Annotated in this window: 15 protein-coding genes; 9 read left to right on the top strand and 6 right to left on the bottom strand. The window is 72.1% G+C overall.

The window, feature by feature from the left end; genetic code table 11:
• Positions 1–168 precede the first annotated feature (168 nt).
• Positions 169–993: a helix-turn-helix transcriptional regulator gene (locus ACFWW9_RS13290; RefSeq protein ID WP_390375754.1), complete on the top strand. Its 825-nt coding sequence runs from the start codon at positions 169–171 to the stop codon at positions 991–993.
• Between the two features lie 96 nt (positions 994–1089).
• On the opposite strand, the gene ACFWW9_RS13295 is transcribed toward ACFWW9_RS13290, so the two are convergent.
• On the bottom strand, positions 1090–1644 hold the full coding sequence (locus ACFWW9_RS13295; RefSeq protein ID WP_390375757.1) for a TIGR03086 family metal-binding protein: 555 nt from the start codon (positions 1642–1644) through the stop codon (positions 1090–1092).
• 141 nt (positions 1645–1785) lie between these two features.
• On the opposite strand from ACFWW9_RS13295, the gene ACFWW9_RS13300 reads away from it, so the two are divergent.
• Both ACFWW9_RS13300 and ACFWW9_RS13305 read left to right on the top strand, forming a co-directional pair.
• On the top strand, positions 1786–3168 hold the full coding sequence (locus ACFWW9_RS13300) for a fatty acid desaturase (RefSeq protein WP_390375760.1): 1383 nt from the start codon (positions 1786–1788) through the stop codon (positions 3166–3168).
• 1 nt (position 3169) lies between these two features.
• Positions 3170–3763: a TetR family transcriptional regulator gene (locus ACFWW9_RS13305; RefSeq protein ID WP_390375763.1), complete on the top strand. Its 594-nt coding sequence runs from the start codon at positions 3170–3172 to the stop codon at positions 3761–3763.
• Between the two features lie 3 nt (positions 3764–3766).
• On the opposite strand, the gene ACFWW9_RS13310 is transcribed toward ACFWW9_RS13305, so the two are convergent.
• Complete coding sequence (locus ACFWW9_RS13310) at positions 3767–4546, bottom strand: alpha/beta fold hydrolase (protein WP_390375766.1); 780 nt, start codon at positions 4544–4546, stop codon at positions 3767–3769.
• Positions 4547–4742: 196 nt separating this feature from the next.
• Between ACFWW9_RS13310 and ACFWW9_RS13315 the strand changes: the two genes are divergently transcribed.
• The 4 genes from ACFWW9_RS13315 (at position 4743) to ACFWW9_RS13330 (ending at position 8922) form a co-directional block, all read left to right on the top strand.
• A complete protein-coding gene (locus ACFWW9_RS13315) occupies positions 4743–6077 on the top strand; it encodes a GAF domain-containing protein (RefSeq protein WP_390375769.1) in 1335 nt (444 codons plus the stop codon).
• The gene (locus ACFWW9_RS13320; RefSeq protein ID WP_390375772.1) at positions 6074–7891 is read left to right on the top strand and encodes an NAD(P)-binding domain-containing protein; all 1818 of its coding nucleotides are present in this window, start codon (positions 6074–6076) and stop codon (positions 7889–7891) included. Before ACFWW9_RS13315 ends, ACFWW9_RS13320 begins: the two co-directional genes overlap by 4 nt.
• Before the next feature lie 78 nt (positions 7892–7969).
• Complete coding sequence (locus tag ACFWW9_RS13325; protein ID WP_390375775.1) at positions 7970–8299, top strand: hypothetical protein; 330 nt, start codon at positions 7970–7972, stop codon at positions 8297–8299.
• Positions 8296–8922 (top strand): hypothetical protein, encoded by a 627-nt coding sequence (locus tag ACFWW9_RS13330; RefSeq protein ID WP_390375778.1) that lies wholly within the window; start codon positions 8296–8298, stop codon positions 8920–8922. The genes ACFWW9_RS13325 and ACFWW9_RS13330 overlap by 4 nt, the downstream gene beginning before the upstream one ends.
• Before the next feature lies 1 nt (position 8923).
• On the opposite strand, the gene ACFWW9_RS13335 is transcribed toward ACFWW9_RS13330, so the two are convergent.
• The 3 genes from ACFWW9_RS13335 to ACFWW9_RS13345 form a co-directional block, all read right to left on the bottom strand.
• Positions 8924–9634: a spermidine synthase gene (locus ACFWW9_RS13335; protein ID WP_390375781.1), complete on the bottom strand. Its 711-nt coding sequence runs from the start codon at positions 9632–9634 to the stop codon at positions 8924–8926.
• A gap of 63 nt (positions 9635–9697) precedes the next feature.
• Complete coding sequence (locus ACFWW9_RS13340) at positions 9698–10555, bottom strand: alpha/beta hydrolase family esterase (RefSeq protein WP_390375784.1); 858 nt, start codon at positions 10553–10555, stop codon at positions 9698–9700.
• 63 nt (positions 10556–10618) lie between these two features.
• Positions 10619–11563 (bottom strand): NAD(P)-dependent alcohol dehydrogenase, encoded by a 945-nt coding sequence (locus tag ACFWW9_RS13345; protein WP_390375977.1) that lies wholly within the window; start codon positions 11561–11563, stop codon positions 10619–10621.
• Between the two features lie 106 nt (positions 11564–11669).
• Here ACFWW9_RS13345 and ACFWW9_RS13350 point away from each other — a divergent pair, with 106 nt between their 5' ends.
• Both ACFWW9_RS13350 and ACFWW9_RS13355 read left to right on the top strand, forming a co-directional pair.
• Positions 11670–12323 carry a TetR/AcrR family transcriptional regulator gene (locus ACFWW9_RS13350; protein ID WP_390375786.1) on the top strand — a complete coding sequence of 218 codons (654 nt, stop codon included), beginning with the start codon at positions 11670–11672 and terminating at the stop codon, positions 12321–12323.
• Between the two features lie 194 nt (positions 12324–12517).
• Positions 12518–13642, top strand: coding sequence for a mandelate racemase/muconate lactonizing enzyme family protein (locus tag ACFWW9_RS13355; RefSeq protein WP_390375789.1), 1125 nt, complete (start codon positions 12518–12520; stop codon positions 13640–13642).
• A gap of 10 nt (positions 13643–13652) precedes the next feature.
• On the opposite strand, the gene ACFWW9_RS13360 is transcribed toward ACFWW9_RS13355, so the two are convergent.
• Complete coding sequence (locus ACFWW9_RS13360; protein ID WP_390375792.1) at positions 13653–14735, bottom strand: serine hydrolase domain-containing protein; 1083 nt, start codon at positions 14733–14735, stop codon at positions 13653–13655.
• Positions 14736–14749: the final 14 nt, after the last annotated feature.

Genomic DNA, 14749 nt, shown 5'->3' on the forward strand with positions numbered 1-14749 from the left:
CCTCCTTCTGCTCCGCGGACAACGTCCCGGCGGGCACCTTCAGATTCGCGAACGGCATGACGACTCCCTGAACTGGTGGATGTCCCTCAACCCTGCCGCCGCCCGCTCGGCGGAACCAGGTGGAGACACCCCCTGGCACGGCTCGCGGACCGCCCGCACACTGAGGTCGTGGACCTGACCGAACTGGGCGCCTTCCTCCGCTCCCGCCGCGCCCGCACGACGCCCGCGGAGGTGGGCCTGCCCACCGGCCCGCGCCGCCGGGTGCCGGGCCTGCGGCGTGACGAGGTGGCGACGCTGGCGGGCGCGTCGGTCGACTACTACACCGAACTCGAACGCGGGAAGGGCACGCAGCCGTCGGCCCAGATGCTCGCCGCCCTCGCCAGGGCCCTGCGCCTGACCCACGACGAGCGCGACCACCTCTACGTCCTCGCGGACCGCCGACCACCGGCCGACGCCCGGTCCGCCCACGTGGACCCCGCGATGCTGGCGCTGCTGGACCGCCTGGACACCACCCCGGCCCGCATCATCACGGACCTCCACGAGACCGTCGTGCAGAACCACCTGGCGGACGCCCTGCTGGGCCCGCCGCACCCGGCGACCAGCTTCATCCAGCAGTGGTTCACCGACGAGGACGTCCGCCGCGTCTACCCGGTGGAAGACCACCCGCACCACTCGAAGGTCCTCGTCCACGACCTCCGCGCGGCGGCGGCCCGCCGGGGCGCGGACCCCACCGCGACCGCCATGATCACCCGCCTGCGCGCGGCCAGCCCCGAGTTCGCCGCACTCTGGGACACCGGCGACGTCGCGGTGCGCCGGGGCGACCGCAAACGCGTGATCCACCCGGAACTGGGCACGCTCGACCTCCACTGCCAGAACCTGTTCAGCGAGGACGGACGGCAGCGCCTCCAGTTCTTCACCGCGCCCGTGGGCGGCCCGGCGGTGGAGCAGCTGGACCTGCTGGCGGTCATCGGCGTCCAGCGGTTCGCCGAGTGACCTCCCCCGCGGTCGGAAGAACAGCGCGCACGTGCGCCGTGTCCACATCGGACAGACCGGTCGCGAGGTAGTCCTGGAGCGATCCGACAGGCCCCGTCAGGGGGTCCGGCCGGTGAACGCGATCAGCCTGGTCTGCACGTCGGCGTCGTCCGGCACCTCGACCTTCGGGCCGTAGTGCCCGCTGGACCGCAGCGCCTCGTCCGCCGCGACCATCCCCTCCAGCAGTCCCGCGCACCGGTCCGGGTCGAGCCGCTCGTCCTGCCCGGTGGCGCGGGCCAGGTCCCACGTGTGCATGAAGACGTCGCTCGTGTAGAACGTGTCCACGGCCCGGTCCAGCGGCACTTCGCCGATGTGCGGGTTCTTCAGCACCTTCGACGCCGTGTCCGGCGAGTCCAGCAGCGCCTGCACGCCCTCGCTGTGCACGGTCCACGCGGCCACCGGGTCCTCGTCCACCGACGGGCCCGCGGGCAGGTCGACCCCGGCCCCGGACTTCAGGAACGCCGGGAACCACTCCACGAGGTGCCGGACCACGTCCCGAGCCACCCACCCCTCGCACGGCGCGGGGGCGTCCCAGCCGCCCTCCGCGACCCCGCGCACCCGTTCGGTGAACACCGCGGCGACCGCCCGGTGGTCCTCAGCCGCTGTACCCATGTCCGCTCCCGCTCCTCGGCGACAAGACCAGCAGCACAGTAATCCGCCCCACCGACATCCACCCGTTTGACAAAATCGCCCCTCTTGTCAAACGGGCTTTACAAAAGCTACCTTCTTGTACAGCCGACGAGGAGGTCGACCATGGCGAACGACACCGGCACCGTCCCGGAGGGCTCCACCGACCGCTGGGTCGACCGGAAGCGCTACCTGTGGCTGATCGGCCTCGTGGTCCCCTCGCTGGCCTTCGCCGCACTCGGCCTGCACGCCCTGACCGGCTGGGGCGTGTGGTTCTGGATCGGCCCGATCGTGGTACTGGTGATCGTCCCCGCCATCGACCTCATGACGGGCCTCGACCGCTCCAACCCGCCGGACGACGTGATCGAGGCGCTGGAGAACGACAGGTACTACCGCTGGATCACCTACCTGTTCCTCCCCGTCCAGTACGCGGGTTTCGCCGTCGCCTTCTGGACGATCGCCCACGGCGGTCTCTCCACTGTGGACAAGATCGGCCTGGCGATCACCATCGGCTGCGTCGGCGGCATCGGCATCAACACCGCGCACGAACTGGGCCACAAGAAGGAGAGCCACGAGCGCTGGCTCTCCAAGATCGCCCTGGCGCAGAGCTTCTACGGCCACTTCTACATCGAGCACAACCGCGGCCACCACGTCCGCGTGGCCACGCCGGAGGACCCGGCCAGCAGCCGCGTCGGCGAGACCTTCTACCGGTTCTGGCCCCGCACGGTGCTGGGGTCGCTCGCCAGCGCGTGGCGGCTGGAGACCAAGCGCTACGCCCGCCGCGACCGGCACCCGTTCCGCCTCGGCAACGACGTCCTCAACGCCTGGCTGATGTCGCTCGTCCTGTGGGGCGCGATGATCGCCTGGCTGGGTGTGGGGATCCTGCCGTACCTCGTCGTCCAGGCGGTCGTGGGCTTCTCGCTGCTGGAGGTCGTCAACTACCTGGAGCACTACGGCATGGCCCGCCGGATGGTCGGCGCGCCCGGCCGCAGGCGCTACGAGCGGGTGGCGCCGCGGCACAGCTGGAACTCCAACAACATCGCCACCAACGTCCTGCTCTACCACCTGCAACGGCACAGCGACCACCACGCGAACCCCACCCGCCGCTACCAGTCGCTGCGGGACTTCGAGGAGTCCCCCGCGCTGCCGACCGGCTACGCCGGGATGATCCTGCTGGCCCTCGTGCCGCCCCTGTGGCGCCGGGTGATGGACCCCAGGGTCCTCGCGCACTTCGACGGCGACATGAGCCTCGCGAACGTCGAGCCCCGCCGCCGCGCCGAGGTGCTGGCGAGGTACCCGGCCACGTCCTCCCCCGTGCTCCCGGAGCACACCGAGAACCCCGCGGCTCCCGGCTGCCTGTGCCCCGGCTGCGGCTACACCTACGACGAGCGCACTGGCGACCCGCGCGAGGGGTTCCCGGCGGGCACGCCGTGGTCCGCCGTGCCGGACACCTGGTGCTGCCCCGACTGCGGGGTGCGGGAGAAGCGCGACTTCGTGGCGCGTGCCTAGGATGATCGTCATGACGGAGGCGGCGGCGATCCCCGGCGGTCAGCACCGGGCCGGGATCATCGCGGCCGCGATCGACCTGACCGCGACCTCGGGCTGGTCCACGGTCACGATGTCCCGCCTGGCCGTGGCCGTCGGCGTGAGCAGGCAGACGGTCTACAACGAGATCGGCACCAAGCAGGCGCTGGCCGAGGCGATGGTGCTCGACGAGCTGGCCCGCTTCCTCGCCGCGGTGGAGCGGGCGTTCGACCTGCACCCGGCCGACCTCGCCAAGGCGATCCGCGCCGCCGTGCGGGCCGTGCTGGACCTGGCGCGCGACAACGTGCTGCTGCGCGCCATCGTGTCCGCCACGCACGACGCCGACACCGACCTGCTGCCCCTGCTGACCACGCACGCCGGGTCCCTGCTGACGGCGGCCAAGACCGTCCTGGCCGCCCGCCTGGCGTCCTACCCGCACCCGCTGGACGCCCACCAGCTGGACGTCACGATCGACGTGGTCGTCCGCGCGGTGCTCAGCCACGTGATGCAGCCGTCCGACACCCCCGCCCGCACGGCCGACGACATCACCTGGCTCGTCACCCGCGTGCTGGGCGGCTGACCGTCACCGCTCGTCGAGGAAGTCGAGCACCAACGGGCTCGCGACCTCCCGGAACTCCTCGAAGTACGCGTGCCGCGCGCCTGGCACGAGCACCATCCGCGCGCCGGGGATCCGCTCGGTCAGCAGTGGCGCGTTGGCGGTCGGGTTGAACACGTCCGCGTCGCCGTGCACCACGAGGGTGCGGGCGGTGATGTCGGGCAGCACGTCCCACGCGTCGTGCAGGTTGCTGGCCGACAGGTGGCCGCGGCGGGCGCGCGGGGACATCCGGCGGTCGCCCAGGGTCCGGTACGGGCCGCGGTGGGTCGCCAGCCACTCCGGCGTGTACATGAGGTCGAGCAGCGTGCGCCGGATGACGTCCGCGTCCGGTGACGAGAGGGCGCGGCGGACGTCGTCGTCCCGTTCGAAGCCGTGCTTGCCGCCGGGCGAGGTGCAGCCGAGCACCAGCGAGCGGACCCGGTCCGGGTGGGCGGCGGCGACCCACTGGGCGACGCGGCCGCCCATCGAGGTGCCGTAGACGTCCGCGCGGTCGACGCCCAGGTCGTTGAGCACGGTGACCACGTCGTCGGCGAACTGCCGGGTGCTGTAGGTCGTGGGCGACTCGCCGCTGCCACCGGTCCCCCGGTAGTCGAACGTGATCGTGGTGCGCGCGCCGTGGAAGTCCTCGCGGACGTCCTCCCACCACTCGTGGCTGTTGGCCTGCCCGGACAGCAGGACGAGGGGGTCCCCCTCACCGCGGACCTGGTAGGCGATGGTCACCCCGTCGGGGGCGGTGGCGTGCGGCACGGCGTGGTCCCTCCTCGATCGTTCGGTCCATCCAACCGTCTCCGGTCTTCACGCCGCGCACTGCAACCCCGTTGCAACGGTTCCGCGCGTCTCATCAGGTCGGCAGGCTCGCGGTACCCGACGACGAGGTCAGGTGGCCATGCACGAGAGCACGACGACCGTGGTGCCGGTCGCGCTGCGGGGAGACACTCGAGGAGTGACCCGCGACACAGCGCCACCCACCGGCCCGTTCGAAGCCGCCGTGCCCGCGGGGGAGGATCCCGGCGCGTACGCCCACCTCCTGCGGCGCATCCGCGACGCGGCGCTGTCCGGGGACCGGCCGCCCGCCGCGCCGCGCGACTTGGTCGGCGACTCGTGGCGGCGCACGGTCGGGTTCGGCGTCGACCCGGACCGCGGCCGAGAGCCCGCCGCGGCGCTCGGGCCGGACGAGGTGGAGGACCGGCGGCACCGGGGCAAGCTCGCGCGGGCCCTGCCGGTGCTCGGCGACGTGCTGCTGCCCGCCGCCGAGGACGCGGGCCACGTGATGGTGGTGGTCGACGCGGACGGCGTGGTGCTGTGGCGCGACGGGCCGCGCAAGATCCAGCGGCACGCCGAGCGGCTGGGGTTCTCGGTCGGCGCGGACTGGAGCGAGCGGCAGGTCGGCACGAACGCGATCGGCACGGCGCTCGCCGTCGGCCGCCCGGTGCAGATCTACTCCGCCGAGCACTTCGTGAAGTCCCACCACTCGTGGACGTGCGCCGCGGCCCCGATCCTGGACCCGGTCGACGGCGGGCTGCTCGGCGTCGTGGACGTCAGCGGGGCGGCCGCCACCGTCCACCCGAGCACCCTCGCCCTGGTCGACGCGGCGGCGCGGATGGCCGAGTCGTTCCTGCGCGAGGAGCACCACGGGATGCTCGACGCCCTGCGCGCCACGGCGTCCCCGCTGCTCGCGGGCACCCGCGACCCCGTGCTCGTGACCGATCCGCACGGCTGGGTGGCCGCGGCGGTCGGCGTCCGGCCGGTGGCCCGGATCGCGCTGCCCGCCGACCGGGACAGCGACCACGTCTGGTTGCCGGAGTTCGGGGCGTGCAGGCTCGAACCGGTCCCCGGCGGGTGGCTGGTCCGCGTGCTCGACGGAGTGGCCGCCGAACCGGCCGCGACGCGCGTCGCGGTCGACCTGACCGATCCCCGCCAGTCGCGCCTGACCGTCACGTCGCCGTCCGGCCGGTGGGCGCACCGGCTCAGCCCGAGGCACGCGGAACTGGTGCTGCTGCTGGCTCTCGCGCCGAACGGCCGCGGTGGCGCGGAGCTGTCGGCGGACCTGTTCGGCTCACCCGACCACGTGCTCGCGGTGCGCGCCGAGGTGTCCCGGCTGCGCAGGCACCTCGGCGGGATGCTGCTGCACCGGCCGTACCGCTTCGCCGACTGGGTCGACGTCGCCGTCTCCTACCCGTCCTCCCCCGACCAACTCCTGCCCGCGTCCACGGCCCCGGCCGTGCGGCGTCTCCGGGCACTCCCCAGTCCGCCTCGAGAAACCGGAGTCGCCTCATGACCGAGACCCTGTCCCAGACCGACGCGGCGACCACGGTCACCACGTGGCTCGCCGACTTCGAATCGGCGCTCGCGACCGGCGACCCCGACGCCGTGACCGCGCTGTTCGCCGAGGAGTGCTACTGGCGCGACCTGGTCGCGTTCACCTGGAACATCGTCACCGTCGAGGGCCGCGACGGCGTGCGGGACATGCTCGCCGAGACCCTGGAACGGGTGCGGCCGCACGCGTTCCGCATCGCCGACGACCTCGGCGGGGCGACCGGGGGCGACGGCGTGGTCGAGTCGTGGATCGCGTTCGACACCGCCGTCGGCCGCTGCGTCGGGCTGGTGCGGCTGCGCGGCGGGCTGGCGTGGACGTTGCTGACCACGATGAACGAGCTGATCGGCCACGAGGAGCCGTTGAACGGCAGGCGGCCCAAGGGCGCGGAGCACGGCGCGCACCCGGACCGCAAGACGTGGCTGGAGCAGCGCCGCCAGGAGACCGAGGACCTGGGCCACACGACACAGCCGCACACGCTCGTCATCGGCGGCGGGCAGGGCGGGATCGCGTTGGGGGCGCGACTGCGGCAGCTCGGCGTGCCGACGATCGTGATCGAGCGCAGCGCCCGCGCGGGCGACCAGTGGCGCAGCCGGTACAAGTCGCTCTGCCTGCACGACCCGGTCTGGTACGACCACCTGCCCTACTTGGACTTCCCGAAGAACTGGCCGGTGTTCGCGCCGAAGGACAAGATCGGCGACTGGCTGGAGATGTACACGAAGGTCATGGAGCTGAACTACTGGGCGTCGACCGAGGCGGTGCGGGCGTCCTACGACGCCGAGACGCACGAGTGGACGGTCGTGGTCCGCCGCGACGGCGAAGAGATCACGTTGCGCCCCAAGGAACTCGTGCTCGCGACCGGCATGTCCGGCAAGGCGAACGTGCCGGTGTTCGAGGGCGCGGACGTGTTCCGCGGCGACCAGCACCACTCGTCGCGGCACCCCGGACCCGACGCGTACGCGGGCAAGCGGGCCGTCGTGATCGGGTCGAACAACTCCGCGCACGACATCTGCGCCGCGCTGTGGGAGAACGACGTCGACGTCACGATGGTGCAGCGGACGTCGACGCACATCGTGCGGTCCGACTCGCTGATGCGGATCGCGCTGGGCGGCCTGTACTCGGAGGAGGCCGTCGCCGCGGGCATGACCACGCAGAAGGCGGACCTGACGTTCGCGTCGCTGCCGTACCGGATCATGCACGAGTTCCAGATCCCGGTGTACGACGAGATCCGCAAGGTGGACGCGGACTTCTACGCGCGGCTGGAGGCGGCCGGGTTCCTGCTGGACTACGGCGACGACGACTCCGGGCTGTTCATGAAGTACCTGCGGCGGGGCTCCGGCTACTACATCGACGTGGGCGCGTCCGACCTGGTGGCCAGCGGCGACATCAAGCTCCGGTCGGGCGTGGAGGTCGCGCGGCTGACCGAGGACTCCGTGGTGCTGTCCACCGGCGAGGAACTGCCCGCGGACCTGGTCGTGTACGCCACCGGGTTCGGGTCGATGAACGGCTGGGCGGCCGACCTGATCTCCCAGGAGGTCGCGGACGAGGTCGGCAAGGTGTGGGGGCTCGGGTCGGCCACGACCAAGGACCCAGGCCCGTGGGAGGGCGAGCAGCGCAACATGTGGAAGCCGACCCGGCAGGAGGCGCTGTGGTTCCACGGCGGCAACCTGCACCAGTCGCGGCACTACTCGCTGTACCTGGCGTTGCAGCTGAAAGCCCGGTACGAAGGCATTCCCACGCCGGTCTACGGGCTGCCGGAGGTGCACCACACGAGTTGACCCTCTGCGCCGAACGGGTACAGCCGCGGGCGGCGGGGTAACGCGCCGGATGACCTTGGAGAGACGACGGGTGTCACCTTGTCGCCGACCGAGGAGCAGCAGCGCGTGGAGGAGAAGAACCCGGTGGTCCCGACCACCAAGAGCACGAAGGCGGTGGAGGCCGTCCCGGCCAAGACCGGGACGGCCCCGCCGGAGGGCAAGGAGGCGCGGGAGTTCCGCGCGGCGCTGCCGAAGAGCGAGGACCTGGCCAAGGCCGTGCTCGCCGGCCTGGAGAAGGACCTGCGCGAGCGCCTCGCCACGGACCCCGACCTGGCGGGCGTCACCAAGGCCGAGCTGGCCAAGTGGCTGGCGGCCGACGTCGACGAGGCCTTCGCCGAGATCTCCGAGAACGGGTGGGCCGGGAAATGACGTCCATGCTGTTCTTCGTGGGCCGTCGGGTGATCCGGCGGACCGTCCGCGGCCGGGTCCGGTTCAGCACGATCACCTTCCAGCAGGTCCACGTGCTCCAGGTGCGGTTCCCCGTCCTGCCCGCCGAGTTCCACCCGGCGTGGCAGGACTTGATGGCGGACACCCGGTTACGGGTCTCGACGGGCCTCGCCGACCTCCTGGCGAGCCTGTTCGCCCCCACCCCGACGCCCGCGCCCACCCCGGCCCTTCCGCCCGGCAGGCAGCGGGTCAACAGCAAGCAACTCCTGCCCGCCGACCTCAAAGTCCTGCTGCTCAACCCCGGCGACTGGGTCACCCACCGCACCGACCACGAGGGCGTGGGCACCTGCCAGACGGCGTTGCGCACCGAGACCGACATCGTCCGGAAGAAGAACCCCGCGGCGCCCTTCGGCGTCTACGCCGCGATCGGCATCGTGGGCCTCGCCGACTACGGTCCGTACGGCGTCGTCTTCCCGCGCTACACGAACCGGGTCTGGCAGGTGAAGGACGCGCCCGCCGTGCTGTGCGCGGTCCAGTCCCTCGACGTCGACGAGGCCGAGGGCTGGTACACGGCGGAAGACCTGGCGGAGGCGCGGAGGACGTGACCTAGGCCGGGGTCTTCCCCAGGTAGACGGTGTTCGTGGCTTCGCGGTCCTGCAACGGGTTCGCGAAGCTCACGACCTCCGCCCGCACGTCCACGAACGCCTGCTCGAGCAGCGCGGTGAAGTCGGCGTCCGGCGGGTCGTTGGACCACAGGGCGAACACGCCACCGGGGTGCAGGTGCGCGGCGATCCGGTGGAGGCCGGGCAGTTCGTAGAAGTCGGCGTTGTCGGGGTGCAGCAGGTGCCGGGGCGAGTGGTCGATGTCGACCACGACGGCGTGGAAGAGGCGACCCCCGTCCAGGCCTTCCGGCGAGCGCATGAGGGCGAAGAAGTCGCCCCGCACCAAGGAGCACCGGGGGTCCGCGCCGAGCGTCTCGCCCGCCGGGATGAGCCCCCGCTGGTGCCACTCGATGACCTCGCCCAACGCGTCGATCACGACCAGCGAGCGCACGTTCGCGTCGTCCAGCACGGTGAGCGCGGTGTAGCCGAGGCCGAGCCCGCCGACGACCACGTCGAGGTCCGGGCCGGTGAGCTCGGCGAGCGCCAGCCGGGACAGCTCCTCCTCGGCGACGGTGAACAGGCTCGACATGAGGAACTCGCCGCCGAGCTTGATCTCGTAGATGTCCTTGCCGTCCAAGGGATCGCGGCGACGGCGGAGGACCAGCTCACCCAGCGGCGTCGGCCGCCAGTCCAACTCCTGGAAGCGGGCGCTCACCTGGCGGGCCGTGCACGTGACGTCATCCGGGGAGAGTATCGCGTTGCTCCTGTTGGCGTAGCATCACAGCCCGAAGACCTCGCCCAGCGCCTCCTCCGCGACGAGGCTCCGGGTGGAGCGGCCCATGACGAAGGGCGCCGCGGTCGAGCCGGGGACGACGTGGCCGCCGCCGTGGACCGTGTGGAGCACGACCGGCGGGCGGCCGTCCTGCCGGTACTCCGTGCGCTCCACGACGGTCTTGCCGTCCCGGCCGGTCTCCCCGGACGTGGGCGGGGCGGTGATGCCGTTGCGCTCGGCGAAGTGCTCGGCGGTCCGCCGGGCGGAGACGCCGAGGCCGCGCGGGCGGAACCCCCACAGGCTGGTCATGCCGCCGTCGTAGGGCACCAGCCGGTCCTCGGTGCCGTGGAACAGGACGACGGGCAGCGGGACGACCGGGGCGGTGAAGGTCAGGAAGTTCTCCGGCACGGGCAGCGTGGCCGCGATGATCCCCGCGCCCGCCAGTCGTTCGGGCATCTCGTGGACCAGGCGGATCACCATGGAGCCGCCCGCCGAGTAGCCGATCACGTGGACGCGCCCGGTGTCGACGTCGTCTCCCAGGAAGTCGATCACCGCACGGGTGAACGCGACGTCGTCGAACCCCTCCGTGCGGGCCGCGAAGGCGGAGGAGATCCGCGCGTCGTTCCAGTTCCTCTTGTGGCCGTCCAGGTAGGCGACAACGGCGCCGCGCTCGGCGAAGCGGTCGAACATGCCGCCCGCGAACCGGCGGATCGTCGCGCCGTTCTGGTTGGAGCCGTGGAAGACGAGCACGACCGGCGCGTGCCGCGGGGTCTGCGCGGGGCGGACCACGGTGACCGTGCGCTCCCGGCCGTCGACCAGCACCGACGCGCGTTCGACCGCGAGTCCGCCGTGCACTTCCACCATGATCACTCCTCGGTCCGATGCTTGAGCCGCTCAGCTAAATGATTGACTCACTCATGGAAATAGTCAAGCATTCGCCAGCCGGATCACGTGCTTGCCGCGCACGCCGCCGCGTTCCAGCGCGCGGTGCGCCTCGGCGATGTCGCCCAGCTCGTGGACCGTGTCGACGACCGGCCGGATCGCGCCGCTCTCGACGTAGCCGGTCAACTCGGCGAACAGCGCGTTCGTCGGGTTGCCCGCGAAGAACCGGATCCGGCGCGACCCGAACACCGCGGACGCGAGCAGGTACGCGGCGTCGGCGGGCGAGCTGACGGTGATCGCGACCATGCGGCCGCCGGGCGCCAGCAGGCGGCGGTACGCGCGGAGGTCGGTGCCCGCACTGTCCAGGATGACGTCGAACTCGCCGAGGTCGGCCGGGCCCGTGGTGCGGTAGTCGAAAACCTCGTCGGCGCCCAGATCCCGGACCAGGTCGAGGTTCCCGGCCGCGGCGAGCCCGGTCACGTGAGCGCCCATCCAGTGACCCAACTGGACAGCGATGCTGCCGACCCCGCCCGCTGCACCGCGCACGAGCAGCCTTTCACCCCTCTTCAGGTGGGCGTGGTCGCGCAGGGCGGTGATCGCGGTCGTGCCGACCGGCAACGACGCCGCCTCCACCAGGTCGACGCCCTTGGGGCTGCGCGACAGGGTGCGGGGCGCGACGGCGACGTACTCGGCGATCGCGCCGCCGCGCCACTTGTTCACCATGCCCCACACGTGGTCGCCGACCTTCGGGCCCGCGACGCCCTCGGCGGCGGTGACGACCTCGCCCGCGAAGTCGATGCCGATCCGCTTCGGGAAACGGCGGTTGAGCAGGAAGCGCAGCTTGCCCGCGCGCATCGTCAACTCGCCGCCGTTGACGCTCGCGCCGTGGACCCGCACCAGCGCCTCCCCCGGCCGGACGACCGGCAGCGGCGCGGTCGTCGCGTACAGCACCTCCGGCGGTCCGTAGCGGTCGAACTGGGCCACGCGCATCTCGTTCACGGCACTCCTCCGGGACAAGTGGAGGATGCCCTCCACTTGTTCGCCACGCTAACACGACAAACGGAGGGGGTCCTCCACTTGAGCTAAAGTGAGAGGCATGCCGACCGACTCCTCTCGGATGCCCGCCGCCGAGGCGCTGCGCGTCGACGCCCAGCACAACCGGACCCGCATCGTCGAGGCCGCGCGCGAGCTGTTCGCCGACGCGGGCCTGGACGTGACGATGACCGACATCGCCCGCCGCTCCGGTGTCGGCGTGGCCACGCTCTACCGCCGGTTCCCCACCAAGGAGTCGCTGGTGGCGGAGGCGTTCGCGGGCCAGATCGAGGAGTGCGCGTCGGTGGTCGAGGACGGCCTGGCCGACCCGGACCCGTGGCGGGCGTTCCGCACGGTCCTGGAACGCGTGTGCGCCATGCAGGCCGTGGACAAGGGCTTCACGGGCGCGTTCGTGTCGACCTTCCCGGACGCCGTCGGGTTCGACCGGCTGCGCGCCCGAGCCGAGGAGGGCTTCGGCGAACTCACCCGCCGCGCCAAGGAGGCGGGCGCACTCCGCGCGGACTTCACCTTCCACGACATCACGCTGCTGCTCATGGCCAACAGCGGCATCGTGGCCGACACCCCGGAAACCGCCGTGGCGGCCTCCCGCAGGCTCGTGTCCCTGATGCTCCAGGCGTTCCGCGCCACCGACGCCGCTCCCCTACCTCCCGCTCCCCCGCTCGGCCTGCACCACCTGGTCTGCCCGCCGACGCCGTAGCCGGGTCACAGCCCGTGCCGCCGGTCGCCGAGCACGATCTCGCACACGAGGGCTTCCATCTCCGCTGTGAACACGTCCTGCTCCATCTCCACCACCTCCACGGCCATCGTGCGACCAGTTCGCCGAAAAGGCACGGAAGTTTGCCGGTTCGGCAAGTGCTGGCGGTCGGCGTGGTGACCCGCCAGGGTGGAGGCATGGCTGATCAGCTCACCTGGATGCGGCTCTCCTCCGTCTACCTGCCCCTGGCCACCCCGATCAGCGACGCGAAGGTCCTCACCGGCCGCCAGCGCCCGATGACGGAGGTCGCGTTCCTGTTCGTCGAGCTGGCCACCGCCGACGGGCACGAGGGCGTCGGGTTCAGCTACGCCAAGCGCGCGGGCGGACCCGGCCTGTACGCGCACGCGGTGGAGATCGCCCCGGCGTTGCTCGGTGAGGACCCCAACGACATCGCCCGGCTGTGGACGAAGCTCGTGTGGGCGGGTGCGTCGGTAGGGCGCAGTGGGCTCGCGACCCAGGCCGTGGCGGCGTTCGACATCGCCCTGTGGGACCTCAAGGCCCGGCGGGCGGGGCTGCCGTTGGCGAAGTTGCTCGGCGCGCACCGCGATTCGGTGCGCTGCTACAACACCTCTGGCGGTTTCCTGCACGAGTCGACCGAGCAGGTGCTGGAGAACGCGACGGCGACACTGGCGAACGGCATCGGCGGCATCAAGATCAAGGTCGGCCACCCCGAACGCGGGTTCGACCTCAAGCGGGTCGCGGCCGTGCGCGAGCACCTGGGCCCGGACGTGCCGCTGATGGTCGACGCGAACCAGCAGTGGGACCGGCCGACCGCCCAGCGGATGGGGCGGGCGTTGGAGGAGTTCGACCTGACCTGGATCGAGGAACCCCTCGACGCCTACGACACCGAGGGCCACGCGGCGCTCGCGGCGACCCTGGACACGCCGATCGCGACCGGCGAGATGCTGGCGTCGGTGGCCGAGCACTGGCCCTTCATCCGCGACCGGGGCGCCGACGTCATCCAGCCCGACGCCCCGCGCATCGGCGGCATCACGCAGTTCCTGAAACTCGCCGCGCTGGCCGACCACCACCACCTGCAACTGGCTCCCCACTTCGCCATGGAGATCCACCTGCACCTGGCGGCGGCCTACCCGCACGAACCGTGGGTCGAGCACTTCGACTGGCTCGAACCCCTGTTCACCGAACGCCTGCACACCAGCGAGGGCCGCATGCACGTCCCCACCCGTCCAGGCCTCGGCATCACCCTGACCGACCAGGCCCGCACGTGGACCAAGGCGTCACAGGAGGTCGGCTCGCGATGAGGCGAGCGGCTCATACCCCGCTGTACGCGGCCATGACCACGCTCAGGCCGCGGTCGTCGCCCATCGGGCCCTGTTCGAGCATCCGGTTCATCACGTACGCCACCGTGAGGCCGGTGTCGAGGTCGGCCGTGACGACCGAGCCGCCCCACCCGCCCCACGAGCACACCCGGCCCCGCAGGGCGTAGCCCATGCCGTAGCGGACCGGGGCTCCCAGCACCTGGTCCTCCCCGGAGAACTGCTCCTCCAACGCCCGTTCGCACCCGGCGGCCGACAGCAGGCGGACGCCGCCGACCTCACCGCCCGACGCGAGCACCGCCTGCACGGCGGCGACCGAGCGCGCGTTGCCGAAACCGCCCGCGGACGGGATGTCCGCGCGTCGCCACGCCTCGGTGTTCACCGTGTCCGCCGGGATGTGCGGGTTGCCGGGGCCGCGGGCCTCCAGCTCCGGCACGGTGGTCGTCGCCGGGATGATCGGGGCGACCCGGTGGTCGTGCTCGGCGGCCAGACCGATGTGGAAGTCCGCGCCCAACGGCCCCGCCACCTCCTCGGCGAAGAACCGGCCGAGGCCGCGGCCCGTCACCCGGCGCACCACCTCTCCGATCAGGAACCCCTGGGTGACGCCGTGGTACGCGCCCACCACCCCCGGTTCCGTGCTCGGAGCCTGTTCCGCGAGCAGCCCTGTCGCGGTCGGCCAGTCGTAGAGCTGCTCGACGGTCAACGGCTTCTCCCACGTCGGCAACCCCGCCGTGTGCCCGAGCACGTGCCGGACCAGCACGCCCTCCTTGCCCGCGGCGGCGAACTCCGGCCAGTACCGCGCCACGGGCGCGTCCAGGTCGAGCTCGCCGCGGTCGGCGAGGATCAACGCGCACAGCGCGGTCATCGTCTTCGTGGTGGAGAAGACGGCGGTGATCGTGTCCCGCTCCCACGGCCGGGTGCGCGCCTCGTCGGCGTACCCGCCCCAGAGGTCGACCACCGGCTCGCCGCGCAGGAACACCGCGGCGGACGCCCCGACGTCGTCGTTGTCGAGCGACGCCGCCAGGGCGTCCCGCACTGCGTCGAACCGGGGGTCACAGGTGCCTTCGAGCTGGGCCATGGGGCGGACCTAAC

Origin of the sequence: Umezawaea sp. NPDC059074 (genome assembly GCF_042738955.1) — a bacterium.
Classification (GTDB): Bacteria; Actinomycetota; Actinomycetes; order Mycobacteriales; family Pseudonocardiaceae; genus Umezawaea.

What these genes read in the sequence shown, in the direction of transcription:
- ACFWW9_RS13295 (WP_390375757.1), bottom strand. Translation starts at nt 1,644, where the DNA reads ATGGGTACAGCGGCTGAGGACCACCGGGCGGTCGCCGCGGTGTTCACC.
- ACFWW9_RS13300 (WP_390375760.1), top strand. Translation starts at nt 1,786, where the DNA reads ATGGCGAACGACACCGGCACCGTCCCGGAGGGCTCCACCGACCGCTGG.
- ACFWW9_RS13305 (WP_390375763.1), top strand. Translation starts at nt 3,170, where the DNA reads ATGATCGTCATGACGGAGGCGGCGGCGATCCCCGGCGGTCAGCACCGG.
- ACFWW9_RS13320 (WP_390375772.1), top strand. Translation starts at nt 6,074, where the DNA reads ATGACCGAGACCCTGTCCCAGACCGACGCGGCGACCACGGTCACCACG.
- ACFWW9_RS13330 (WP_390375778.1), top strand. Translation starts at nt 8,296, where the DNA reads ATGACGTCCATGCTGTTCTTCGTGGGCCGTCGGGTGATCCGGCGGACC.
- ACFWW9_RS13340 (WP_390375784.1), bottom strand. Translation starts at nt 10,555, where the DNA reads ATGGTGGAAGTGCACGGCGGACTCGCGGTCGAACGCGCGTCGGTGCTG.
- ACFWW9_RS13345 (WP_390375977.1), bottom strand. Translation starts at nt 11,563, where the DNA reads ATGCGCGTGGCCCAGTTCGACCGCTACGGACCGCCGGAGGTGCTGTAC.
- ACFWW9_RS13350 (WP_390375786.1), top strand. Translation starts at nt 11,670, where the DNA reads ATGCCGACCGACTCCTCTCGGATGCCCGCCGCCGAGGCGCTGCGCGTC.
- ACFWW9_RS13355 (WP_390375789.1), top strand. Translation starts at nt 12,518, where the DNA reads ATGGCTGATCAGCTCACCTGGATGCGGCTCTCCTCCGTCTACCTGCCC.
- ACFWW9_RS13360 (WP_390375792.1), bottom strand. Translation starts at nt 14,735, where the DNA reads ATGGCCCAGCTCGAAGGCACCTGTGACCCCCGGTTCGACGCAGTGCGG.